This window comes from Luteimonas colneyensis, from assembly GCF_014836665.1.
In the GTDB taxonomy this organism is placed as follows: domain Bacteria; phylum Pseudomonadota; class Gammaproteobacteria; order Xanthomonadales; family Xanthomonadaceae; genus Luteimonas; species Luteimonas colneyensis.
On sequence record NZ_JACSQJ010000001.1, the window covers coordinates 526,520 to 550,114 of the forward strand.

The window sequence follows — 23,595 nt, forward strand, 5'->3', positions numbered from 1 at the left end:
CGCAGCGCCTAGTACCCGACCGAACGCTCGACGATGATGCGCTCCGCCAGCCACTGGTCGCGGCCGAGCCGCCGCGCCTGCACGCGCACCAGGTCACCGCGCTCCAGGTCCTCCGGCCGATAGCGGCGGCCCTGGTACTCGACCGTGGTCCGGTCGTCGTAGGCCACGTGCACGCGGCCACCGTAATCCGCACCGTCCAGCCGGATCATCCGCGCGCGCGCATCCACGTACGACACCGAGCCGCGCAGGGTGTCGCCGACGCCGTAGCCCGGGTCGTAGCCGCCGCCGTAGCCTCCGTCGCGCACGTTGCGCACCACGTCGATCGAACGCGCCCACCACTCGCGCCCCGACTCGACCACGTCGATGCTCACCACGTCGCCGCGCTCCAGCCCTTCCACCGCGCTCTCGCGGCCCTGGTAGAAGAGGCGCGTGCGCTGGTCGTATCGCACTTCGCGCTGCAGCCCGCGGCCGCTGCGCGGGTCGTCGACCATGAGCAGGATGCGGTCGCGGCCGGTGTCGATGCGGTCGACCGTGCCCTGCACGCGGCTGGCGTACGGCGACGGATAGTCCCGGTCGGGATAGCCCTGGTCGGGATAGCCATGGCCGTCCGGGGCGCCGTAGCCGCCGGTGCTGGCGCAGCCCGCCAGCAGCAGCGCGCCGGAGGCCAGCGTGATGGCGGTGCCGCGAAGGGTGCGGGTCATGGGCATGCTCCAGTCCGGTGGTCAGGCCCATATGCGTCCGCGCCCGTGAACTCCGGGTTAGCAGCCGGACCGGGCCTGCGGCGCGACGCTCCGGCCTAGGGCAGCAGCGCCGTCCATTCGGCCGTGCCAAAGCGCTCGCGCACCCGCAGCCCGGCGCGCTGCAGCTCGTCGTCACGCAGCTCGCCGCACACCAGCCCGCCGTGGCGGCGACGGAAGGTCCCGATCATGTGGGCGATCACCTCCGCGCGCGGCAGCCCGGTCTGGCTGCGCAGCGGATCGACGCGCTTGGCCGCGCTGGTGGTGCCCTTGTCGGACAGCTTCTCGCGGCCGATGCGCAGCACGTCGAGCATCTTCACTGCATCGATGTCGTAGGCCATGGTGACGTGGTGCAGCACCGCGCCGCGGCGCCGGGTCTGCGCGGCGCCGGCGATCTTGCCGGCCGGCGATGCGATGTCGTTGAGCGGCTGGTACCAGGCCTCGATGCCCAGCCCGGCCAGCGCCTCGATCACCCACGCGTCCATGTGTGCGTAGGCCTCTTCGAAGGACATGCCCGCCACCAGCGACTCCGGGCCCACGATCGAATAGGTGATGGTGTTGCCCGGCTCGATGAACATCGCGCCGCCGCCGCTGATCCGGCGCACGACCTCGATGCCGTGGCGCGCCGCGGCCGCGGCGTCGACCTCGTTGCGCAGCGACTGGAAGCGCCCCATCACCACCGCGGGGCCGGCCCATTCCCAGACCCGCAGCGTCGGCGGGCGCAGGCCCGCGGCCACGTCGTCGAGCATCACGTCATCCAGCGCCATGTGCAGCGCGGGCGCCTGCGGCCCGGCGTGCACCAGCTGCCAGGCGTGGTCGCGCCAGTCGCTGCGTACGGGGGCGTTCATGCGCTACCCCCACCGTCCGCGACGTCGCCCGGCAGCGCGAGCGCGCGGCGCACCGCGACTGCGACGCCCTCGGGCGTGATGCCGTACAGCTGCGCGTCCGGATCCAGCGCGCTGGCGCCCGCGGCCGCCAGCGCGGCCTCGCCGGCATCGACCGGCTGGCCGACGAGGGCCGCATTGATCGAATCCAGCGCGGACGCAGGCTCGAGGAAGAAATCCCCGCTGACCTGCATGGCCGCGATCCGGCCGCCCGACACCGCCAGGTCGACCACCACCAGCTTGCCGCCGGGAATCTTGTACTCGCCGTGGGCGGCGTCGCGGGACCTGTCCATGCGCGCAGTCTATCCAAAGCCCGCGGGCGCATACTGCGGGCGGGGATTGCGCCGCAATCCGGCGCCAGCGCGAGGAGCACGAGCATGAGCAAGGGCCTGAACCAGAAGAAGGAACAGAAGAAGAAGCCGCTGAAGACCGCCAAGGAAAAGAAGGCGGAGAAGCGCGAGAAGGCGGCGGCCAAGCCGTTCGCCCCCGCCTGAGGGGCACGGCGTCACCGATGGGAACGCCCGGCCACGCCGGGCCTGTTCCGCCCTGTTCCGCCCTGGCCCGTCCATGTGCCGCCGCCGGTCGCCGGGCCGCGCGCCTGCCAGCGGGTACACTGCCTGCCCCCGTTCGACGCCACTGGCCCATGTCCGATCCGGTTCGACTGGCGAAACGCCTCATTGCCCTGACCGGCTGCTCGCGGACCGAGGCGGAGCAGTACATCAAGGGGGGCTGGGTGTCGGTCGACGGCCACGTCGTCGAGAACCCGGCCATGCCGGTGGCGGGCGAAACGGTCGTGCTCGATCCCGCCGCCCGCCAGGAGGCGATCGAGCCGGCCACCATCCTGCTGCACAAGCCCGCCGGCCATGACGCGATCAGCGGGCCGCGCCCCGCGGCCGACCTGGTGGTGCGCGACAGCCGCTGGGCCGACGACCCGTCGGGCGTGCGCCTGCTGCAGCGCCACTTCCAGCGCCTGACGCCGCTGATGCCGCTCGACGCCGAGGCCAGCGGCCTGGTGGTGCTGACCCAGGACGGCCGGGTGTGGCGGCGGCTGACCGAGGACCGCGACGACATCGAACAGGAGTTCGTGGTCGAGGTCGCCGGCGAGATCGCGCCCTACGGACTGGCCCGGCTGCAGCACGGCCTCTCCTACGGCGGCCGCGCCCTGCCCCCGTGCAAGGTCAGCTGGCAGAACGAGGTGCGCCTGCGCTTCGCGATCAAGGGCGTGCAGGGCGGCCAGCTGCGCCACATGTGCGCGCAGGTGGGCCTGGACGTGGTCGCGATCCGGCGCATCCGCATCGGCAAGGTGGCGCTGGCGAAGATGCCGGTCGGCGAATGGCGCTACCTGCCCGTCGGCGAGCGCTTCTGAGGCCCGGAGTGCGCACCTTCGTCCTCCGCGCGCGCGCGGCCCCGACCGACAGCCAGGCGCTGCTGGCCTCCATCGGCGAGGCCGCGCACACCGAGATCCTCGCGCACACGCTCATGAACGCCATCTTCGTGGCGCAGTCGCACCGTGCGGACGTGGTGGTCTACCTGGTGCTGGAAAGCACCCGCGACTTCTCGCGGACGATCCGCTTCGAGTCCAACGCGATGCGCGACATCGGCGGCTTCGACGAGCGCCGGCTGCTCGCCCGGGTCGCGCACGCGCTGGACGCCTCCCGCGGCATGGGCAAGGAGGAGACGCGCCCGGTGGAGGCCGGCGTCACGGTGCAGACCCTGAGCTTCGAGCGCCTGGTGCAGCAGTTGTCCGTGGACCACCAGCTGTTCCTGATGGACCGCAAGGGCGCACCGATCCACGCGCAGGCGTTCGACGCCAATCCCTGCTTCCTGCTGACCGACCACATCCCGATGCCGAAGAAGGTGATCCCCGGCCTCGAGCGCCTGGGCGCGAAGAAGGTCAGCCTCGGCCCGACCATGCTGTTCGCCTCGCAGTGCGTGGTCCTGATCCACCACGCGCTGGACCACTCGGCTCCCGCTCCCCTGTAGGAGCGGCTACAGCCGCGACCCACCCCGCGACATCCTCGCCGGACCCCTCAGCTCCCCCGCACCCTCGACGTCAGCCCCTTGAGGAAGTTGCGCAGCAGCTGGTCGCCGCAGGCCCGATAGTTCTTGTGCCCCGGCTGCCGGAACAGCGCCGACAGCTCCGGCTTCGACACCGGGAAGCCGGCGTCGGCGAACACCTGGTGCATGTCCACGTCCTTGAGTTCGAACGCCACGCGCAGCTTCTTCAGCACCACGTTGTTGCTGATGCGCTTCTCCACCGGGCGCGGCGCCACGCTGTCGTCGCGGCCGCGCAGGTGCACGATCAGCCCGTCGAGCACGTGCGCCAGCACGGCGTCGCTGCAGGGCTGGTAGCCGGGCTCGTCCTCCTTCAGCAGGAAGGCGCGCACCTCGTCCTTGTCCAGCGCGAACGCCGGGTCGGCCAGGCGGGCGAGTTCGACCACGTGCTGGTCGCCCAGGTCGAGCATGTAGCGGATGCTGCGCAGGACGTCGTTGTTGATCATGGAACCGGCACGCGTGGAGAGGCGTGCAGTCTACCGGCGCCCGCGCGCGGCGTGGCCGCGGCTCAGCGTTCGAATACCGCCTCGAATCCGCCCCAGATCATCCGCCGGCCGTCGAAGGGCATGTCGAACTCCTCCATCGCGGGATCGTTCTGCATCTTCTCCCAGGCGTCGTCGGCGGTGGCCTTGTCCGGCCAGGTCACCCAGGAGAAGACCACCTGCTCGCCCTCCTCCAGCTTGACTGCGCGCTTGGCACGGCGGCGGCGTCTGTCAGCGGCCGGCCGCGACGGGTCAGGAGCCCCGGACGCGACCCGGCCTGGCGGCTGCCCCGCCCTTCGCCCCCGCCGCCGCCTGGGCCCGCCGCTGCGTTGCGCGCATCGCCGCGGCCACCGCGCGCATCGGCCCGGGCCGGTACATCAGCGCCGTGCGCGCGGACGGCTCATCGGGCCGGGCGGCGTGGCGATGGGTCCGCGCGGCACGGGCCGCGTCGTCCACCACGCCGTCGGCTCCGGTCTGCCGCGACGGCGCGGGTTCGCCCCGGGCGCACGCGGCCAGGAGTCCGGCGGCCACGCCGGCCACCACCAGGTTCCACATCGACGTCGCCATCCCTTGCCCTGCGTCCCGCTCCATTCCTTCATCGGAGCTCCAAGCAGGAGATGTGCCAGCGCGGCGCCCGTCCACGCGCCCGCGCGCGCGACCGGATCACGCCGCGGGATCACCCGCGCGGCGGAAACTGACGTCCTGCGTCGCCGGCGCGGCGGAACAGCAGCGCAGAGCCCGCCCAGGGCAACGCGAACGCAGCCACGAGCAGCACTTCGCGCACCAGCGACGGCGCGTCCGGCGCGCGGCCCGCCGACGCCAGCCCCACGCCCAGGCCGACCAGCGCCGCCAGCAGCTGCGCGGCCGCTGTCGCCGCCATCGCCCGCGCCATTCCCCGTGCGCGCAGCCGCGCCCGCAGCGCCCCCACCACGGCCACCAGGAGCACCCCGCCAAACGCCAGGTTCAAGCGATCGTCCTCGCGGCCGAACATGCCCACCGCCAGGTTGGTCCAGACGGTCAGGAACGCCGTCGCCACCGCCAGCGCGAATCCGGCGCGATACGCCGTGCTCGCGCTGCGCCGCGTGGCCAGTTCGTACAGTCCGCAGGCCGTCGCGAGCATCAGCCCCATCACCGCGAAGTCGCTGCCGGTCCAGTGCAGGCCGGGGGCGCCCATGTGCATCGCCACCGCCGGCAGGAGCAGGAGCCCGGCGGCGCCGCCCCAGACCAGGGCGCGCAGGCGTTGGCCGCGTCGGCGGGGCGAGGGCTTCAGGACGGTGGACATGGCGGCCTCCTCAGCCTGGATGGGGGCCCAGCGTGCGCGCCCCCGATGAAGGCATGAGGGAGGCCAGGTGAAGCGGGGACGAAGCCGGACGCTCCGCGGCCATCCGCACCGCTCGCCCGGGTCATGCCGGCCCGAACACCGCCGGCCCGGCCTCGCGCATGAAGATGGCGAGCGTCACCGGCCCGACGCCCCGGAACTCGAGCAGGCGGCGTTCGAACTCCTCGCGGCTGCCGGCGACCTCGGCGATGCCGAGGATGCGCCCGTCATAGTGATCCAGCAGGGTACGGCACAGCCGCTGCAGGCGGGTTGCGGTGGACTCGTCGTAGCGCCGGTAGCCTCCCTCCCCCAGGATGCGCACCAGCTCCGCGTGCGAGCACTCGCAGAGCCTGGCCGGCGTGTCGCGCCCGTGCTCCACGACGATGAGGCGCCAGGTGTCGGCCGCGACCGCCTGCGAGATCCGGTTGCCGAAAAGGAAGCTGGCGAGGAACCACTTGAACAGCGTCGGTTCGTCCCGGGGCAGGACATCGAAACCGAGGTCTCGGGGAAGCAGCTGGCGGCGCATGCACGGTCTCCTGGGGCGGACGGCATCCAAGCACGCCCGCGGTGCACTCCAGGTGTTGGCGGCGGCACGTCTTGCGGCCCACGCGGCCGGCGCGTGTCACGCCCGCTTCATGAGCCGCGCTTGAGCAGTGCGCCCAGGCCCGCGAACGGGGTCGACGTCGCCGCGGCCGGCGCGTCCTCGGCATCGAGGGCGGCGACGCCGGTATGGTCGAGCTGGCGCGAGTGCTCGTTGTCGTGGCAGTACAGGCACAGCAACTCCCAGTTGCTGCCGTCGGCCGGGTTGTCGTCGTGGTGGTGGTTGCGGTGGTGCACGGTCAGTTCGTGCAGGTTGGCACGGGTGAACTCGCGCGCGCAGCGGCCGCAGATCCACGGATACATCTTCAGCGCCCGCTCGCGATAGCCGTGGCCGCGCCGTTCGGCGGCGCGCCGGGCGTCGGCGACGATGCGGTCCAGGCGGGCGCTGTCGGGCGTGGGCATGGAAGGAGGCCGCAACGGCCTATTCGCGGAACAGCGGCTGCAGGCTTGCCGATGACAGCGGCACGAACACGTGGCTGCGCGTGCCGTAGCGCAGGGTGACTTCGTACTGCGAAGGATCCTGCCAGAGCGCATCGTCGATCGCGGCCTTGGCGCCGGTGTCGCGGCGATGCACCGATACCTGCAGCGCCGGCGCGCCAGCCTCCTCGTTGCGGCGCAGGAAGGCCGCCACCGCGTCGCCCTGCTCTTGTGCATCCGTCGCGCCGCGCACGCGCTCCCATGCACCGTCGAACTCACTGTCCGTGGCCATGCCACCTCCGATCACCTGGCTGCCGCAGGCTACCAGCAGCGCCAGGGCGCAGACCACTGCGATGGGCTTCATGCGATGCGTCCAGGGCGGGGATCAGCTGTTGTTCTCCACCCAATCCTCCACCAGGTCAAGGTGGCGCTCTCGCACCTCCATGCCGGAATTCATGATGCTGTCGGTGTCGGACTCGTGGGCGTGGCCGGGATGGTATTCGTCCGGCAGGCCGATCATGTGGCCGAACTCGTGGGCCGTGCCCACCTGGTCCATGCTGGCGCCCTTGGGCACGGCGCGGTTGTCTTCGCTGTCCAGGTGGGAGACGTTGCCCGGACCCACCGAGCTGCGGTGGAAGTCGCCCTCCGGGATCCGCAGCACGTTGATGTTGTAGTTCTCGCTCGGATCCATGAAGTCGCGGATGCGCCCCATGAAGCCGCTTTCCTGCTCGCTGACCTCGAGCTGGATGTCCAGCGTGACCTCGCGGCCGTCGTCGGTGGTGAACGAGTGGCCGTCCCACGCGCTCTCGACCTCGCGCACGTAGTCCTCCATGAACGCCTGCTTCTCCTCCGGCGTCCAGTCCAGGCCGTTGGCGCCGTCCTCGAAGTTGAACTCGATCTTCATGTGCAGCTCGAGCGTGTAGGTGCCGTCCGCCTCGCGGTAGAGCCGCAGTTCGTACGCGTCGCGATGGCCGCCGACGTCCACGCTGTCCTCGGTGGCCACCAGCTCGCGCCCGCCGGCCTTGTCGGGCTTGGCGGCCGCGTCCACTGCCTTGCCGCCCGCAGCGTCGCCGCGCTGGATCGCGTCGAACATGCGCCCGACGCCGTCGGCAACCGGGGCACGCTGCAGCGACGTCGACGCCACGTCGTCGCGCCAGCTGGCGGCCGCATCAAGCGCGGCGTTGGACATGCGTGCAGCGGTGTCGATGAAGGTCATGATGGCCGTCCGCGTCGGGGGAATGATCCGACGCTAGGCGGCGCGTCCCGCCCGATCAATCCGGGGATGACCCGAGGGGCGCCCATTCAGGAGACGGCGCGCGCCGGGGCGGGTCGCTCCCTCCATCACGCCGACGGTTCCTCAGAACACCGACAGCCCCGTCATCCGCGTGAAGCGGTGCAGCGCGTAGCGGCCGAGCAGCGAATTGCCCTTATCGTCCAGTCCGGGCGACCAGACGCACAGGCCCATCACCCGCGGCACCACCGCGACGATGCCGCCGCCCACGCCGCTCTTCGCGGGCAGGCCGACGTAGTAGGCGAAGTCGCCGGCGGCGTCGTAGGTGCCGGCGGTCATCATCACCGAGTTGATGCGGGTGGCGCCCTCCGCGGTCGTCACCGCCTCGCCCGAGGCCCCGCAGCGGCCTCCGTCGGCCAGGTACTGCACGCTGCGCGCCAGGTCCACGCAGTCCATGCACAGCGAGCACTGCAGGTAGTAGAAGTCCAGCACGTCCTGCACGTCGTTGCGCAGGTTGTCGTAGCTGCGGATGAAGTTCGCCATCGCCACGTTGCGGTGGCCGCTCTCGCGCTCGGACTTCGCGACCACCTCGTCGGTACCAACCTCCGGGTTGCCCGACCGCGCCCGCATGAAGCCCAGCAGCGTACGTTCGGCATCGTCGAAGTTCGACAGCACCACGTCCGCTGTCACCAGCGCCCCGGCGTTCATGAACGGATTGCGCGGGATGCCCTTCTCCAGCTCGAGCTGGATCAGCGAGTTGTAGGGGTCGCCCGAAGGCTCGCGGTCCACGCGCGTCCACAGGGCGTCGCCGACCGCCTCCAGCGCCAGGGTCAGCGTGTACACCTTGGAGATGCTCTGGATCGAGAAGCGCTCGCGCGCATCGCCGACCTCGTGCACCGTGCCGTCGAGCATCGCCAGGGCCATGCCGAAGCGATCCTTCGGCACTTCGGCCAGCTTCGGGATGTAGTCGGCGACCTCGCCTTCGCCGAAGCGCCGCCGCACCTCCTCGTTGATGGTGCCGAGGATGTCGACGAGGTCGAGGCGGCCGAGGTCTTTGGGATTGGGTGCAAGCTTGCGCATGGCGTCCTGGTGTCCGTGGCGGAATCCGGCGTGGCGCCGGACTGCCCGCATGGCGGGTGATTGTGCAGCACCCGCGCCGCTGCGCCGCGCGCGCGGCGTGCACGCGGCGCACACGCACGCACCACCGGGCGTCCGGAGTCAGGAGCCTCGATCGGCGTTGACGGCCGGCTGCAGCAGCAGCGCGTGCCGCCCGCGATGGCCCGCTTCCAGCCCCGGGAACACGATGGTGCTTCCCGCCACGTCCCATTCGAACGCTGCATCGTCATGCGGCTGGCGCAGCGGCGCGGCGCGCACGGCGGCGGCCACGTCGCCACGCGGCACGCCTTCCTCGCGCAGCGTGGCGGCCAGCAGCGCGGCGCGGCGGACACCCTCGAGATCCGCGGCACGCGCGATGTAGCGCCCGTAGGCTGCGGCGGACCCGACCTGGTCGGAGAGATGGCCCACGGTGTTGTACACCCGCAGGCGGGGCGTCGGGTCCCGCGGCCTGGTCATGGCCTCGAGTGCGTGGCCGAGTTCCGCATCCGGAAGCTCCGAGACCTCGCCCACATGCACCATTCGCGCGGCGGACAGGCCGGTCGGGGTGCGGCATGCCGGATCGTGCTCGAAGCGCAGGTCGGCCTCGTCCAGTTCGCGGAACACGCGCAGCACGGTCTCCAGCGCGACCGGCGGCGACAGGCCACCGTCGGCGAGCCGCAGCCGCGCAGCGGGCACGCCGTGCCAGCGCGTGCCCCGGCGGACCGTGGTGTTGCGCCCGGCAAGGAAGGTGGCACGGGCGAACTCGAGGATCGGCATGCCGGCGTCGCCGCCCTGGCGCGGATGGTCGTCGGAGGACATGGCCGCGAGTCCAGCGTGCGCCGGCGGAACGCCCCCCGCCGGGCGCGCGAACGGCATGACCGGCGGCGCCGCCACGGCACGTTGCTCCTGCCAGACCGGCCAGTCCAGGCGCTCCCATGCCGACCCCCTCCAGACCTGCCCCGTCCCGCCACGCCCTCCGCCGCATCGCCGGCGCGCTGGCGCTGGTCGTCCTGATCCTGCTCGGCATCGCGCGCTCGCATCTGGGCACGCGGCTGGATTCGTTCACCGTCGACGAGCCTTGGCATATCGTCGCCGGCACCTCCTACGTCCGCACCGGCGACTTCCGCCTCAATCCCGAGCACCCGCCGCTGGCGAAACTGTGGGTGGGCACGTCCATGCCGGGTGACTTCCGGCTGCGCCCGGTGCCGGCGCTGCAGGAGAAGCTGCAGGAGCGCGACCTGGTCGAGGAGACCATGTTCTTCGACAACGACCCGGCGCGCGCCCAGCGCATCGCGCGCGCCGCCATGTGGACCCTGCACGGGCTGCTCCTGCTCGCTCTCGGCCTGCTGCTGTGGCACGCGTTCGGCCTGCCGTGGGCGCTCGGCAGCCTGGCGTTCCTGACGATCGAGCCGACGGTCGCCGCGCACATGCCGGTGGTGATGACCGACCTGCCGCTGGGCCTGGCGCTGCTGGTCGCCGCGGTCTGCGGCGGGCTGCTGGCGGCGCACTGGCGGTGGCGCTGGGTCGTTGCCACCGGTCTCGCGCTGGGCCTGGCGCTGGGGGCCAAGCACTCGGCGCTGGCCGGCATCGCCGGCATCGTCGCCGTGCTCGCGGTGGCCGCTGTGTGGCCGGCCCTGCACGGGCGTCCGCGCGACGCCCTCGCGCGCGCGGGCAGGCTGCTGCTCGCGGGGCTGCTGGGCCTGGCGGTGCTGTGGGCGCAGTACGGCTTCCATTTCCACGCCGGACCCGACGGCAGCGATGGCTTCAACCGCGACCTCGCCGACAAGATCGCCGAGGTCGGCAGCCCGGCCTGGCGCGAAGGCATCGCGCTGGCCGATCGCCTGCACGTGCTGCCGCGCAGCTACCTGTGGGGACTGGCCGACACCGTGCGCACCGGCATCGAGGGCCGCGGCATCAGCCAGCACCTGATCTGGGGGAGGCTGTACGACGGCGAGGCGCCATGGTTCTCCTGGCCGGCGATCATCCTGTCCAAGGTGCCGCTGGCGCTGATGCTGCTCGCGCTGCTGGGCACCGCCATGATCGTGCTGCGGCGCGCCGGGCTGCCGCGGCGCGCACAGTGGGTGCTGTGGAGCGTGCTCGGCGGCAATGCCGCCTACCTTGCCGCACTGCTCGGATCGGAAGGCAGCTGGGGCGGGATCCGCCACGCCATGCCACTGGTGGTCGCGCTGTCGATCCCGGCCGGCGGCGCGGTCGCGCTGGCCTGGACCCGGCGCGCGCCGCCTCCGTTCGCGCGCGCGCGCCTGGCCACGGTGGCGCTGCTGTTGGGCGCGACGCTGGCGATGACGCTGGGCGAGAAGCGCGCCTGGGAATACCACAACGAACTGGTGGGTGGCACCGATGGCGCTTGGGACTACTTCGCCAACGAAGGCCGCGACCTCGGCCAGCGCTTCGGCGAGCTGCGCGCCTTCCACGACCGCGTGATCCGGCCCTCCGGGCTGCCGATGTACACCAACTACTGGGTGGGCGAGGAACAGATGCGCGCGGCCGGCTTCAACTACCGGCGGCGCGTCGAAAGCCTGGACGACGCCAACGTCGACGGCGTCTACGACGGCTGGTTCGTCTACACGCGGGCCGACCATCGCCCCTGGCCGTCGTGGGACTGGAATCCGGACGAGGTCTTCCACGGCCTCGAGCGCGTGGCGCAGTTCGGCTTCGCGGAAGTCTGGCGCGGTCGCCAGGTGCTGCCGCGCACGCGCGCGGGCAGCCTGGCAGGCCAGGTGTTCGAATACATCCACAAGCACAAGGGCGACGACTGGGCGCTGGTTGCCCGTCGGCTGGAGGAAGTCGCCGGCTACTACCCGCAGTCGGCCAGCCTCGGCATCGAGCTGGCCAACGCACACATCCGCCTGGGCGACGGCGCGGCCGCCATCCGCGCGCTGCGGCGGCCGCTGGCGCAGACCAAGATGCCGCTGGATGCCGACCTCCGCGCCCTGATGGAGGCGCGGATCGCGGAGATCGAATCCGGGGCCGACCTGTCGACGCTGGCGCCGATGCGCAACCCGGAAATGGAGTGACGCGCCGGGCGGATGAGGATCAGCTGCAGCGGATCTTCCGCATCGCACGTCACCTGGTCGGCACGGCCCTCCGTCCGCGTGCAGCGGAGCGCGGCCGCTTCACGGCGGCGCGCCGGGGCCCTCGGGTGGCTCCGCCAGGAACCGCAGCACGGTCTCGACGAAGTGCGCCCGGTGCGGGCCATAGATCGGCACGTGGTCGCCGCCCGGCACGATCCACAGCTGCGCACCGGGGATCGCGCCGTACATCGCGACCGGGATGTCCACCGGGAAGAACACGTCGCGGTCGCCGTGCACGACCAGCGTGCGCGCCGCGATCGTGCCCAGCTCCGCCGGCAGGAGTTCGATGTCCTCGTGGTTGTCCTTGAGCTCATGGAAGCGCTGCAGCAGGCCGGCGGCCTGCGCCGGGCCGCGGCTGGCGCATTCGTCGAAGGACGCGCGCACGTCCGGCGGGACGTTGCCCGGGACGCCGCGCATCACCTCGCGCGCCTGCTCGGGGAAGTAGTGCGCCGCGCCGATGACGGCCATCGCCTCGATCCGCCCGGGCTCGCGCACGGCCGCGTGCAGCAGGGTCATGCCGCCCGCGCTGATGCCCAGCGCACGCACGCGCTCCAGGCCGAGGTGGTCGAGCAGCGCCAGCAGGTCGCCCGCGGACGCTTCGAACAGGAACGGCCCGTCGAACCCACCCGACGCCCCGTGCCCCCGCAGCTCCATCGAGATCACGCGGTAGTGCTTCGCGAACTCCGCGGTGAACGGCTCCCAGGCCGCGGCACAGTCGCCGAAGCCGTGGATGAGCACCAGGGGCGCGCCGCTGCCGGTTTCGTCGTAGGCGATCTCGACGCCATTGGCGCGGACCGTCTGCGACGTGGCGGCGTCGACCGAAGGCAACCACAGGCAGAGCGCGGCGAGCAGCAGGCGGCACGGGGCGATGGACGGCATGGCGCGAAGCCTCCTTCTGGCGGACTGAGGTTCCAACGCGACCGGGCGGTGGCGGCGGCCTCTGCCGCTAGGCCGGGCCGGCCATGCGCGCCTGGTCCCTGCCCTCGCGCTTGGCGCTGTACAGGGCGGCATCGGCGTTGGCCACGGCCTGCGCGAGGTCGACCCCGGCCGGCCATGCCGATACGCCGATGCTGGTGGTGACCTTCAGGCGGGACTCGCCGGACGCGAACGGCCGCTCCGCCACCGCTGCGCGCATGCGTTCGGCCGCCGCGGCGGCCTGGTCGAGGCTGGCCACGTCCATCAGCACGAGGAATTCCTCCCCGCCCCAGCGCGCCAGCGGCGTGCCGGCCCGCAGCGTGCCCGCCAGCCGGTCGGACACCGCGCGCAGCACCTCGTCGCCGCGCTCGTGGCCGTGGGTGTCGTTGATCGGCTTGAAGTGGTCGACGTCCAGCAGCAGCACCACCGGCTGGCGTCCGCGCTCCAGCACGTCGTCCTGCCAGGGCCCGGCCTGTTCCAGCAGCGCCCGCCGCGTCATCAGGCCCGTCAGGTCGTCGGTATTGGCGTGCCGGCGCAGGCGGTGGTGCAGCCGCGCATTGGCCAGGTTGAACACCAGCACCCCCACCAGCAGCGGCAGCAGTGCGTAGAGCACGGCATAGCCGGCCAGGAACGGCGGCTCGACATAGAGCAGGTGCCGGTGTTCCGGACCGTCGTGGCGCAGCATCGCGTACAGCGCGTACACCCACGTGCCGGCATACAGCAGCAGGATCACCGCCACCGCGGCCTCGGCGGTATTGCGTGGTGCCACCAGCGCCCGGCGCACGGTCCAGGCGATGCCCAGCGACACCGCCAGGCACAGCACGTGGAAGGTCAGCGCGAAGCTGCGTGGACCGGCGGTCCAGGCCGGCAGTAGGGCCAGGCACGGCAGGGCGACCTCCAGGGCCAGCCGGGGCATGCGGGTCGGCCGTGCGCCCACGAGCTGGCGCAGCGCGCGATAGATCACCGCCGTGCCCACGACCGCCGCGAGCGCCAGGGTGAGGATGGGCCAGCGCGCCGCGGGATCCGACCAACCGTTGGCCACCAGGCCCGCCCCGAGCAGGGCGAACCCCAGCGCGCAGCGCGACAATGCGCCCCGGTGCAGGTATTCGCTCTGCACCGCGGCCAGCATCATCAGCGCCGCGGCCCAGGGGCCGAAGCCGCCGATCACGTAGCTGAATGGCATATCGACGGCGTGCATGACACAGGACCGATGGCGACGGATGCCGCCCGAGAGGCCCTCCGTGGAGGACGCGCAGTCCCACGCAACAAGCGAGCGTGCCAGCAGTGCGTGGCGCACGGGCCGTGCGCCGGCCCCGAAGCGCCCCGCGCGCCGGTACCTCACGCCGGCGGACGTGGCTAGACTCGGCATCTTCGCCGTCGCCACCAGGACCGCCCACCATGAACCCCTACCTCAATTTCCCCAGCGGCGACTGCAGGGCCGCCTTCGACTTCTACCAGCGCGCGCTCGGCGCCGAATGCCTGTTCTCGCACACCTGGGCGGAATCGCCGATGGCCGACCAGGCGCCGGGCGGGGACGGCGGCAGGATCATGCACGCGACGCTGCGCTTCCCCGACGGCTCCCTGCTGATGGGCGCCGACTGCCCGCCGGAGTACGCCACGCCGTTCGGCGGCTTCTCGCTGTCGATCAACGCGAAGGACGTGGCGGAGGCAGAGCGCCTGTTCTCCGGCATCTCCGAAGGCGGAAAGGTGACCATGCCGCTCGAGAAGACGTTCTGGGCCGAACGCTTCGGAATGTGCATCGACCGCTTCGGCGTGGCGTGGATGGTGAACTGCGGGATGCGCGCCGAGGGTGGTCAGGCGCCGGCTGCCGGCTGAAGGCGCCGGCCTGACGACCATGCGCATCCTCATGACAGGCGGTACGGGACTCGTGGGCCAGGGCGTGCTGGTGGAGACCCTGGCCGACGCCCGCGTGTCCCGGGTGGGCGTGCTGGGCCGCCGGGCGCTGGAGCACGCCGATGCGCGCGTGGACGACATCGTCGTGGCCGGTTTCGACCACCTCGCGTCCGTGGCCGACCGGCTCGCGCCCTGGGATGCCTGCTTCTACTGCGCCGGCGCGCCGCCCCTGGGCACGCCGGAGCCGCACTACCGGCACGTCACGCTGGACCTCACGCTGCAGGTGGCGCGCGCGTATGCGGCGCGTAATCCGAGGGGGCGCTTCCTCTACGTTTCCGGTGCGAAGGCGGACCCCGACAGCCGCATCATGCCGCTGCGGATCAAGGGCGAGACCGAAGCCGCCCTGCAGGCGCTGCCCATCACCACCGTGATGCTGCGCCCCGGCGGCATCCAGCCCGCGCACGGCGAGCGCAGCCCCCACGCGTGGATGCGCCCGTTCTACGCCCTGGCCGCCCCGGCCATGGGCCTGGGGGTGCGCGCGATGCCGTCGCTGATGACCAGTACCGCCCACGTCGGCCGCGCGATGCTGGCGCTGGCGGCGATGGCGCAGCCGCCGGCGGTGGTGGAGAACGCCGCGATCAACCGTCTGGGGGGTGGCGGCCTCCGGGCTGGCGCCGACACCCGTCCACGATGACCGCACGCGCGTCGCCGCGGCGCGACCCCGCTCCCCCCACCCTCGCGAGCATCAATCGCGAGGCCTACATCTACTTCGGTGCCGGCGCCACGGTCGCCTGGCAGATGGCGCGACCCGGCGTCGGCCGCGGCGTGGCCAGGCACAGCGCCACCCTGGAGCGGCCGCTCGAACGCCTGCGTGCCACCATGGCCTACGTCTACGCCGTCACCCTGGGCAGCGACGCCCAGCGCGCGGCGATCGCGCGCCACGTCAATCGCGCGCACGTGCCGGTCAAGGGCCCGGGCTACAGCGCGTTCGACCCCGACCTGCAGCTCTGGGTGGCGGCCACGCTCTACCGCGGCGCGCTGGACGTCTACCGCCTCTTCGAGGGGTCCGTGCCCGAGGAACGACGCGACGCCCTGTACCGCGAGGCCTGGGCCTTCGGCCGCACCCTCCAGGTCGACGACGGCCGCTGGCCGCCCGATGCGGCCGCGTTCGACCGCTGGTGGGACGCGCAGGTGGCGCAGCTGTCGGTCGACGACGAAGTCCGCCGCTACATGCACGCCGTGCTCGACGGCGGCCACGCGCCCTGGTACCTGCGTCCGGCCATGCCGCTGCAGCGCTTCGTGACCCGCGGCCTGCTGCCACCCGGGCTGCGCGCGATGTTCGGCCTGCCGTGGAGCGCACGCGACGAGCGGCGCTGGCAGCGGTTCACGCGATGGGCGCCGAGGCTCTACTGGATGACGCCACGGGTGCTGCGGCACTGGCCGGCGAAGCATTACCTGGCGCAGGTCGAGCAGTAGACCCCACCCGTCCGGCTCGACCGCACAGGTGGCGATGGCGGCACGCATCACGCTTGCGATGCAACGGGATCGGCCGCGCACCGCGGGTATGATGGCCTTCGGCGCCGGGGCGCCATCATGTCCAGGGGGGACTCCATGGCGAGAGCGATCGTTTGGCTGGGATTGGCCGGTGTCATCCTGGTGGGTGCAGCAGTGGGACGCATGGAGGCCCGGGCGCCGGCTCCGCTGACCGCTCCGGCGAAGGTCGAGGCCCAGGTCCGGAGGCGCCCGGCGGCGACACCGGTCATCCAGGTCCAGGGCGACGTGGTCGGCGTGGCACCTGGCGCCAGCGGAATGCTGAGGGTGCATGTCGACGGACAGCTCGTGCAGCAGGTTGCGGCGACCGCGGACGGCTTCGCCATCGATGTGCCGGCCTCCACCTCCGGCATGATCACGCTGGAGTACGTGCAGCCCGGCATCCACTTCGTGTCGCCGCTGGGCTCGTATGCCAGCCTGGCGCGCATGGCCGGTGCCGATGGCCGGCTGACCCGCGATGACTGCGAGTGCACGCGCATCTCGGCGTTCAGCACCGCCCTGCAGCATGCCACCGAGACCATGCTGGGGCGCCCGGCGCGCAACGACGGCGAATTCCGCAACGCGGTGCGCCAGGCCGGAGGCAATCTCGGCAGCTCGGCGACGGTCCTCGTCCGCCTGGCCGCCGATCCGACCCTGCTGCCGCCAAGCCACGACACCGGCCTGGCCCTGTTGCGCGATCGTCCTGCGTTCGTGGAGTACCTGTCCTCGACGTACTACACGCTGCTCAACGACGAGTCGGCCGCGCTCGACCTGATTCCGGCGGCGGAGATGGACGCTGCCGGCCTGCCCGAGCGCTTCGCACTGGTCGGCCCGCTGCTGGACGTGGGCAGGCCCACACCGACCACCGCCCTCGTGGTCGAGCACGAAGGCGACGCGCTGAGGATGCACGCCCCTTCGGGCAGCCTCGGCGTCTCGTACCTGGGTCACGCGGACGGCGATGCCCTGGTGATGGTGCCCGACGGGGAGATCGCCCTGGTCAACCCGCATCACCGCTGCCCGGGCCCAGGCCAGCTCTGGACCGAGCGGCACTGGAAGGCCACCGGCACCGTGCTGCAGCGCCAGTGGGCCAGCGACGGCATGGAGATCTGGCGCGTGACCAGCGAGAGCGAAGTCAGCTTCCCCGACTGCCCCTACCTTGAGGGCTACGTCGAGCGCTGGACCCAGTTCATGCCGGCCTTCGACCTGGCCCGCACCGGCCTGCTGACCGATGCGCGCCGCTTCCACGGCGAGCGGGCGCTGCCCATCTTCTGCAGCACCGCGGGCCAGCACAACGGCGTCCCCATGGGCGACTGTGGCTACGCCGTGCACCGCTTCGCGCGCAATGGCAGCGGCGAGATCCTCGAGCTCGGCCACAAGGTCGACGACGACTTCCAGCCGATCCAGGCCCACGGACGCCTGCCGTTCGCATGGACGATGGGGACCGATGGCGCCATGCACGTGCAGGCCGGCGAGGAACGCACGCGCTACTGGGTGCTCGACGGCGGTGACCGTACGGCCCTGGGTGTCGTCCATGTCAGCGATGCCGAGCGCGAAACCGGATATGCCAGCCTGGCCGGGTACAGCCCGATGATCCGCGTCGGCGTCACCGACACCTATGGCGCCCGCACCGTCCCCGGTGCCTGGGGGTACGCTACCTTCGATGCCATCACCACGCCGACCATCGACAGCGGGGCGAGCGAGGTCCGCATCCTGCGCGACACATCGGGCCGCTCCGTCACGTGGGAGGCCGGCTATACCGGCATTGTGGAGCGCTGGACCACGGCGTGGGGCCGTCTGTACTCCACGCGTTATTCCCGTCCGACCTGCCTGGCGCCGTCCTCCGAATGCCGGCCCGAGGTGGTGCGCTACTTCCGCCCGCTCGCGCGCGTCGGCGACCGCATCCACGGCATCGAGGAGATGTACTCCCCCGGCGGCACCGACATCGACGGCAACGTCCTCCCGCCCGCCGTCTACTCGCGACCGCAGTTCCACGAGCGCCGGGAGATGCCGGAAGGCGTGGAGGCCGACGGCGCGACAAGGCCGTACACAGGACATCGCACGCTTCCACCTGCCGGCTCGAAGCGCGGCGGGGAGCAGAGCGCTGGCCTGCTGCGGGCGGACTAGCGCAGGACGTAGGACGCCAGCACCGCCTGGACCTCGTAGATGCTCAGCTGCTTGTTGAACTGCTTCTGCACCGGCGCGGGCATGCCCGAGATCCAGATCCTCAGTTCAGCGTCGAGGTCGAAGGATCCGGCGGTTTCCACGCTGAAGTGGGTGATGCTCCGGTAGGGAATCGAGTGGTACTCGACCTTGCTGCCCGTCAGTCCCTGCTTGTCCACGATCACGAAGCGCTTGTCGGTGAAGACGAAGTAATCACGGATCAGTTTGTAGGCGTGCTCGACCCGCTCGCCGGGCACGAGCACCTTGGCGAACTCCTGCTGGATCTGTGCAGGATCGATTTTCGAAGCGTTTCCGAGCAGACCGTCAAGAAGTCCCATTGCCCATCTCCCTCTAGTCAACAATCAATCAGCCGGCAGCCTGGCGCGTCTTCTCGTGGCCGATCCGGACTGCCGAGGCCAGGCCCTGCCTCGCGCAATTCAAGACCTGGGGTCAGCCTCCAACGCGGCCCTGAAGTTGTCGATCATCGCCTTCTGCACGGGATCCGCGGCGTCGGCGATCAGCAGCCACTCTTCCAGGCGCGACCTGTCGACCTGGCCATAGAGATGCGAATCACGCATCAGCGCGAACAGCTGCGCACGCGCATGCCCGGGATGGCGTCGCAGCAGTTCGTCCAGGTGTGGCCCGGCCCTGCGCACCGCGTCGTCCGGCGCCAGTCCCGCGTGCAGCATCCACATGCCCACCAGCTCCACCAGCGCCGGGCCGGCGCGATCCGGATCCCTGGCGGCCAGCAGGTAGTGCTTCTCGGCCTCTTCGAAACGCCGGCTGTTGTAGTTGGCGCCGCCGAGGTGGTAGTGGCCCCAGGCGGAATCCGGTTCCAGCGCGAGCGCGGCAGCCAGCACGCGAAGCGCCCACTCCGGCTCCCGCTGGACCAGGTATTGCCCCAGCCGCCGGCCCTGGAAGGCCGTCAGCGGCTTGAAGCGCTGCGCCTGCAACAGCAGGGCCGCCGCCTTGTCGTCCTCCACGTCGGTGCCATCGGAGCGGCGGAAGTTCGCGGTCGCCGCCAGACCGAGCATCGCCTCGTTCGAGGACATCGCGAGGATCCCGTCGATCGACTGCGCGGCCTCGGCGGTGAACTCGTCCCTGCGATGCATCGCGTCGATCGCTACCACAAAGGGTGCCGACAGCTGGTTGGCGATCAGCGGCGACGCGGTCACCTCGGGCTCGAGCACCTTGGCGTAGGCCAGCATCGCCTCGTAAGACCCGCCCCACTTCGGCTCCAGCGCCTCCATGAACTCAAGCGCCACCTCTGCGCAGCCCGGCGCCACGCGCCTGGCGTCGTCCACCAGCCGCGCCTCGCTGCCACCGACGGTGCTCGTGGAGATCGACACCAGGCCGATGTGCGCATCGGTCAGTCCGGGCTCGATCTCGAGGGCGCGCCGGTACAGCGGAACCGCCTCGCCGAACAGCTGGCGCATGCCGTCGAACTGCGCCGGCGTGGTGTCCTTCGCCCAGGCCGAGCCCCGGGCTTCCCAGCCCCGCGACTTCAGCATCGTCGCGCGCGCCACCAGCGCGAAGGCACTGTCGGGCGCCAGTTCGAGCCAGCGCCGGGTGATGCGATCGGCTTCGCGTCCCTTCAGGGTGTCGCCGCTCCAGGTGAAGGCGTGGAAGAACCGGTGCACGGATTCGTCGGGATGGTGCGCCCGCCCGTGGCCCTCGAACCTCGCGGCCAGCTGCGCCTCCAGGTCCGCGACCCGGCCCGCGGCAAGCAGCGCATCCACGTCGGCGGGAGACGGTACGGGCGTGAAGTGGTAGCGACAATGCGCCTCGATGTGACCCGCGGGCCACTGGTTGCCCGGCAGGTCCGGCCAGGCGAGGCAGCGTTCAAGCGGATCCTCGATGTCCTGCACGGCACGGACGGCCATCAGGTGCTCGCGCCAGGGCGTCGGTGCGGATCCGAACTGTGCGGCCTCAGGCCGGTCCGGTATCGGCGGCAGCGGCCCGGATGGTTCGGCGGCGTGTCCGGCCAGGCAGGCCGCGAGCGCGACGCAGGCAAGCGCTGCGCGGATTCGTGCGTCCATGCGGTGTTCCCCGTTCTTTCCCCGGGGAAATGATAGTCGAGCGGGTCCGTCGTCGGCGAACGCGGTGATGGCGACGCGCGTCACTCTTGCGACGCAACGGCATTGCGGAGTGAACCTGAACGGGCCATATACTCGGCGCGGGGACGCAGGACGCGTCGGCGGCGGGGGGCCGCCCGGCCATCTCGACGCGCACCTTTCCGGGCATGCCCCGGAGGGGGCGCGACGGTGCACATGGCATACGCGGGTCCAGCCCCCGTCACCCCGAACCATGCCAAGGAGAGAGGCTTGAACCCCTTCAGGAACACCCCGTTCGTCCATTGTGTCTGGGCGCTGTTCGCCTGCCTGCTGCTGATGCCGATCGCATCCGCCAGCGTGCGCGACGGTGACCCGGACCACCGCTGCCATGCGCAGTACACCGAAGCCCAGGGCACCATCCTGGGCGAGATCCTCGAACCCCACGCATCGAAGGTGCGGACCCACGTCTCCCAGGCCTGGGGCATGTTCTGGCAGGGCAGCCCGCTGGAGGACGTCAACCGTCGCATCGACAGCGCACTGCTGATCCTGTCGCACCCGGGCACGCTGGGCGCCACGCCCGAAAGCAAGGCGATCACTGCCGAGGCGATCCAGGACTTCAGGGCCTGCGTCAACAGCGAGGCCCCCGCCAACACGGCGCTGCTCGAGGTGAGCACCTACCTGCTCGACGAGACCGCACCGGACCAGCGTGGCCCGCCCGCCGGCGACGGCGTACGGCTCTATGTCGACGACCTGCCGGTGGCCGTGACCGATGCCCAGGGGCGCGCGTCGTTCGAAGTGCCCGCGGGCCGCTTCGAGCTGATGGCGGTCATTCCCTCGACGGCGCTCGCGACCGGGACCGTGGAGGTCGCCGCCGGTGAAACCCTGGACATCGCCCTGGTCCTGGACGACTCGAAGGAAGTGGTGTTCCCGGCCACCGCCGTGGTCGACGCCATGCAGGACGGCCTGCTGCCTCACGACTTCACGACGTTCGGCATCCAGCTCTTCAACGGCGGAGCCCACCGCCCGCTGGAGTACGTCAGCGAAGTCGCGATCGAGGACGACATCGGCAACACCCTGCTGCCGCTGACCGACGCGTTCACGGTCGACACCCAAGGCAACCTGCAGCCGACCAACGTCGCCGCGCTCGGTGTCGCGCTGGCCGGGTACCGCGGCCGCGAGCTCGTGCTCAAGGCCGAGGGCGAGGATGCACTCGGCTTCACCCTGTCCGCGCGCACCACGTTCTTCATCACCAGCCACGGGCTGGAGGTGCAGCTGGTCGCACCGCCGTCCAATCCCGCGCTGGCGCTTGGCCAGGTGCAGATCGACTACGCGCTGATGGGCACCTCCCTGCGCCTGGCGCGCAGCAGCGATGCCACCGGCCTGGCCGGCTTCGGGCAGGTGCCGTTCGGCAACACCGCGCTGACCGCGCACGTGAGCCAGGGCGGTCGCAAGTACTACGGCGAAGCGGTCTATTTCGCCGGGCAGGCCGCGCGCGTGGTGATGGTGATGCGCCACGCGGAGGACGTTGAGGCCGGCGTGCCGCCCTACCAGCTCGCGCCCTTCACCGGCCCGCAGGCGGCGCAGGACGCGATCACCCTGCCGGTTCCGGAACGGACCAGCGCGGCCACGGGTGAGGCGGGCCTGCCCGCGGCCTTCGTGCCCCAGAACGCATCCACCCGGACCCTGCGCGTATCGGCCGGACAGGCCAACGCCAACGTCAACGGCTCGGTCACGCTCACCGCGCCCCAGGGCGCCGCCCGCGTGTACCTGCGCTACCGCGTGGCGTCGGCCGAATACCCCGTCTACGTGCAGCAGCAGAGCGTGTACAACGACACGTGGTCGCTGTCCGTGCTGGCGCGCCAGTCCGGGCAGCAGTTCCACGCCATCAGCCGCAACGTCAACTCGCAGCTGGCCAATGCGCCGGTCTGGCGCGCCGACGGCACCACCGGTGACATCGAACACAGCTTCGACGTGTCCGCCCTCACCGCGGCCGGGCCGGCCGACATCGTGCTTGCGGCCACCGCCATGAACGTGGGCGACAACCGCCTGCCGACGGTCGTCGACGCCGAGGTCAGCGTGGACGCGGACCGGCTGGTGGTGTCGGGCGTGCGCGCCGAGCAGCTCGCCGACGCGCGCAACCACGAAACCTTCAGCCAGCCGCTGCAGGGCGAGACCAACACCCTGCACCGCTGGTTCCTGATGGATGTCGACGTGCCCGATGGCGCCACGATCACCCGCGTGCGCGCCGAGCTCCTGGGCAGCACCGACACCGTGCTCGCCACGCTGTACGACGAGGCCCCGGGCACCAACGTGCAGCGCCCGTCCGCCGGCATGCTGCGCGCCCGCGTGACCCGCGCCCTGCCTTCCGACCGGGGCACCGTGCCGCCGCCGGCCCACAACATCACCTACCGCTTCACCGTGTATGCGGAGAACGCCGAGGGCGAGGAGATCTCCGGCGAAGGCTCGAGCCGGATCATGCGGGCGCTGTGGCGCATGCAGGAGGCCTGGCGGCAGCCGGCCCGGCGCTACGGCCGGCGCGACAACGGCCACGACGACTGGCTGTCGGCCCGGACGTGGGAGTACATCGGCCAGCACGGTGCGCTGCTGACCCGCATCGACGACATCTCCGGCGAGCATGGCCGCGATATCGGCCACCAGACCCACGATGCCGGCACCGACATCGACCTGTTCCACACCTTCACGTTCCCGGGCGCGTACAGCGGCGGGAACAACTACGAGCTGCTGCGCAACGCCGTGGCCCGGGCGCTGGCCGCGCCCGCCGACCAGGCGGTGCAGGACCGCGCCAACATCGCCGCCTGGGTGTCCAGCACCCGGCAGACGCTGGCGGCCGTGCTGACCGACACCGACGCGCAGCACGTCTACTACATGATCGGCAACGCCCACGCCGCGCAGGGCATCCAGCTGCCGCGTGGCTGGGCGCGCACCCTGCTGGTCCACGGCACGCTGGCCGCATCGGGCGCCACGCTCGACAGCGGGCTGGGTGCCTGGGGCTTCGACCAGGCCCGGCTGACGTACAACGCCGTGCACAACAGCCACTGGCACATCAAACGGCCGCGCGACAGGTAGGCATCGGCCGCGCCGCCTCCCGGGAGCTCCGGGGGGCGGCGCCTCCGCTCGCACCGGCATCGCGCCCGCAAGGTTGACCGACAC

The 23,595-nt window shown here is 71.6% G+C and carries 24 protein-coding genes and 1 pseudogene; 8 read left to right on the forward strand and 17 right to left on the reverse strand.

Annotated elements, in window-relative coordinates:
- Positions 1 to 8: 8 nt before the first annotated feature.
- The 3 genes from H9645_RS02345 to lplB form a co-directional block, all read right to left on the reverse strand.
- Entirely contained in the window at positions 9 to 701 is a 693-nt protein-coding gene (locus tag H9645_RS02345; protein WP_191728111.1) for a DUF5666 domain-containing protein, read from the reverse strand.
- Between the two features lie 95 nt (positions 702 to 796).
- Positions 797 to 1,585 (reverse strand): lipoate--protein ligase family protein, encoded by a 789-nt coding sequence (locus H9645_RS02350; RefSeq protein ID WP_191728112.1) that lies wholly within the window; start codon positions 1,583 to 1,585, stop codon positions 797 to 799.
- Entirely contained in the window at positions 1,582 to 1,914 is a 333-nt protein-coding gene (gene lplB, locus H9645_RS02355) for a lipoate-protein ligase small subunit (protein WP_191728113.1), read from the reverse strand. Before lplB ends, H9645_RS02350 begins: the two co-directional genes overlap by 4 nt.
- Positions 1,915 to 2,264: 350 nt before the next feature.
- Between lplB and H9645_RS02360 the strand changes: the two genes are divergently transcribed.
- Both H9645_RS02360 and trmY read left to right on the forward strand, forming a co-directional pair.
- Complete coding sequence (locus H9645_RS02360; protein WP_191728114.1) at positions 2,265 to 2,987, forward strand: rRNA pseudouridine synthase; 723 nt, start codon at positions 2,265 to 2,267, stop codon at positions 2,985 to 2,987.
- Between the two features lie 8 nt (positions 2,988 to 2,995).
- The gene (gene trmY / locus H9645_RS02365) at positions 2,996 to 3,604 is read left to right on the forward strand and encodes a tRNA (pseudouridine(54)-N(1))-methyltransferase TrmY (protein ID WP_191728115.1); all 609 of its coding nucleotides are present in this window, start codon (positions 2,996 to 2,998) and stop codon (positions 3,602 to 3,604) included.
- A gap of 47 nt (positions 3,605 to 3,651) precedes the next feature.
- On the opposite strand, the gene H9645_RS02370 is transcribed toward trmY, so the two are convergent.
- The 10 genes and pseudogenes from H9645_RS02370 to H9645_RS02415 all read right to left on the reverse strand — a co-directional run bounded on the left by H9645_RS02370 (position 3,652) and on the right by H9645_RS02415 (position 9,638).
- Entirely contained in the window at positions 3,652 to 4,122 is a 471-nt protein-coding gene (locus H9645_RS02370) for a YehS family protein (RefSeq protein ID WP_191728116.1), read from the reverse strand.
- A 62-nt stretch (positions 4,123 to 4,184) separates the two neighbouring features.
- Positions 4,185 to 4,358: pseudogene (locus H9645_RS02375) on the reverse strand (DUF1428 family protein); the annotation flags it as partial.
- Positions 4,359 to 4,410: 52 nt separating this feature from the next.
- On the reverse strand, positions 4,411 to 4,725 hold the full coding sequence (locus tag H9645_RS02380) for a hypothetical protein (RefSeq protein ID WP_191728117.1): 315 nt from the start codon (positions 4,723 to 4,725) through the stop codon (positions 4,411 to 4,413).
- Between the two features lie 109 nt (positions 4,726 to 4,834).
- On the reverse strand, positions 4,835 to 5,440 hold the full coding sequence (locus tag H9645_RS02385) for a hypothetical protein (protein ID WP_191728118.1): 606 nt from the start codon (positions 5,438 to 5,440) through the stop codon (positions 4,835 to 4,837).
- Positions 5,441 to 5,561: 121 nt separating this feature from the next.
- Positions 5,562 to 6,002: an HhH-GDP family DNA glycosylase gene (locus H9645_RS02390; protein ID WP_191728119.1), complete on the reverse strand. Its 441-nt coding sequence runs from the start codon at positions 6,000 to 6,002 to the stop codon at positions 5,562 to 5,564.
- A gap of 107 nt (positions 6,003 to 6,109) precedes the next feature.
- Entirely contained in the window at positions 6,110 to 6,478 is a 369-nt protein-coding gene (locus H9645_RS02395; protein ID WP_191728120.1) for a YajD family HNH nuclease, read from the reverse strand.
- A gap of 19 nt (positions 6,479 to 6,497) precedes the next feature.
- A complete protein-coding gene (locus tag H9645_RS02400) occupies positions 6,498 to 6,857 on the reverse strand; it encodes a hypothetical protein (protein ID WP_191728121.1) in 360 nt (119 codons plus the stop codon).
- A gap of 21 nt (positions 6,858 to 6,878) precedes the next feature.
- The gene (locus tag H9645_RS02405; protein ID WP_191728122.1) at positions 6,879 to 7,709 is read right to left on the reverse strand and encodes a hypothetical protein; all 831 of its coding nucleotides are present in this window, start codon (positions 7,707 to 7,709) and stop codon (positions 6,879 to 6,881) included.
- A gap of 141 nt (positions 7,710 to 7,850) precedes the next feature.
- Positions 7,851 to 8,804, reverse strand: coding sequence for a glutaminase (locus H9645_RS02410; protein WP_225217914.1), 954 nt, complete (start codon positions 8,802 to 8,804; stop codon positions 7,851 to 7,853).
- 138 nt (positions 8,805 to 8,942) lie between these two features.
- Positions 8,943 to 9,638, reverse strand: coding sequence for a hypothetical protein (locus H9645_RS02415; RefSeq protein WP_191728124.1), 696 nt, complete (start codon positions 9,636 to 9,638; stop codon positions 8,943 to 8,945).
- A gap of 116 nt (positions 9,639 to 9,754) precedes the next feature.
- Here H9645_RS02415 and H9645_RS02420 point away from each other — a divergent pair, with 116 nt between their 5' ends.
- On the forward strand, positions 9,755 to 11,854 hold the full coding sequence (locus H9645_RS02420) for a tetratricopeptide repeat protein (RefSeq protein ID WP_191728125.1): 2,100 nt from the start codon (positions 9,755 to 9,757) through the stop codon (positions 11,852 to 11,854).
- A gap of 99 nt (positions 11,855 to 11,953) precedes the next feature.
- Here H9645_RS02420 and H9645_RS02425 read toward each other — a convergent pair whose 3' ends face one another.
- Positions 11,954 to 12,790, reverse strand: coding sequence for an alpha/beta fold hydrolase (locus H9645_RS02425; protein ID WP_191728126.1), 837 nt, complete (start codon positions 12,788 to 12,790; stop codon positions 11,954 to 11,956).
- Positions 12,791 to 12,857: 67 nt separating this feature from the next.
- A complete protein-coding gene (locus H9645_RS02430; RefSeq protein ID WP_191728127.1) occupies positions 12,858 to 14,024 on the reverse strand; it encodes a GGDEF domain-containing protein in 1,167 nt (388 codons plus the stop codon).
- Positions 14,025 to 14,224: 200 nt separating this feature from the next.
- Between H9645_RS02430 and H9645_RS02435 the strand changes: the two genes are divergently transcribed.
- The 4 genes from H9645_RS02435 to H9645_RS02450 all read left to right on the forward strand — a co-directional run bounded on the left by H9645_RS02435 (position 14,225) and on the right by H9645_RS02450 (position 18,334).
- Positions 14,225 to 14,662: a VOC family protein gene (locus H9645_RS02435; RefSeq protein WP_191728128.1), complete on the forward strand. Its 438-nt coding sequence runs from the start codon at positions 14,225 to 14,227 to the stop codon at positions 14,660 to 14,662.
- 19 nt (positions 14,663 to 14,681) lie between these two features.
- Positions 14,682 to 15,374: a Rossmann-fold NAD(P)-binding domain-containing protein gene (locus tag H9645_RS02440; RefSeq protein WP_225217915.1), complete on the forward strand. Its 693-nt coding sequence runs from the start codon at positions 14,682 to 14,684 to the stop codon at positions 15,372 to 15,374.
- The gene (locus tag H9645_RS02445) at positions 15,371 to 16,156 is read left to right on the forward strand and encodes an oxygenase MpaB family protein (RefSeq protein ID WP_191728129.1); all 786 of its coding nucleotides are present in this window, start codon (positions 15,371 to 15,373) and stop codon (positions 16,154 to 16,156) included. Before H9645_RS02440 ends, H9645_RS02445 begins: the two co-directional genes overlap by 4 nt.
- Before the next feature lie 201 nt (positions 16,157 to 16,357).
- On the forward strand, positions 16,358 to 18,334 hold the full coding sequence (locus tag H9645_RS02450; RefSeq protein ID WP_191728130.1) for a hypothetical protein: 1,977 nt from the start codon (positions 16,358 to 16,360) through the stop codon (positions 18,332 to 18,334).
- Here H9645_RS02450 and H9645_RS02455 read toward each other — a convergent pair.
- A complete protein-coding gene (locus H9645_RS02455) occupies positions 18,331 to 18,708 on the reverse strand; it encodes a PH domain-containing protein (protein WP_191728131.1) in 378 nt (125 codons plus the stop codon). The two genes, H9645_RS02450 and H9645_RS02455, sit on opposite strands and share 4 nt — an antisense overlap.
- A gap of 99 nt (positions 18,709 to 18,807) precedes the next feature.
- Complete coding sequence (locus H9645_RS02460; RefSeq protein WP_191728132.1) at positions 18,808 to 20,409, reverse strand: tetratricopeptide repeat protein; 1,602 nt, start codon at positions 20,407 to 20,409, stop codon at positions 18,808 to 18,810.
- Between the two features lie 285 nt (positions 20,410 to 20,694).
- On the opposite strand from H9645_RS02460, the gene H9645_RS02465 reads away from it, so the two are divergent.
- Positions 20,695 to 23,511 (forward strand): hypothetical protein, encoded by a 2,817-nt coding sequence (locus tag H9645_RS02465; RefSeq protein WP_191728133.1) that lies wholly within the window; start codon positions 20,695 to 20,697, stop codon positions 23,509 to 23,511.
- Positions 23,512 to 23,595: the final 84 nt, after the last annotated feature.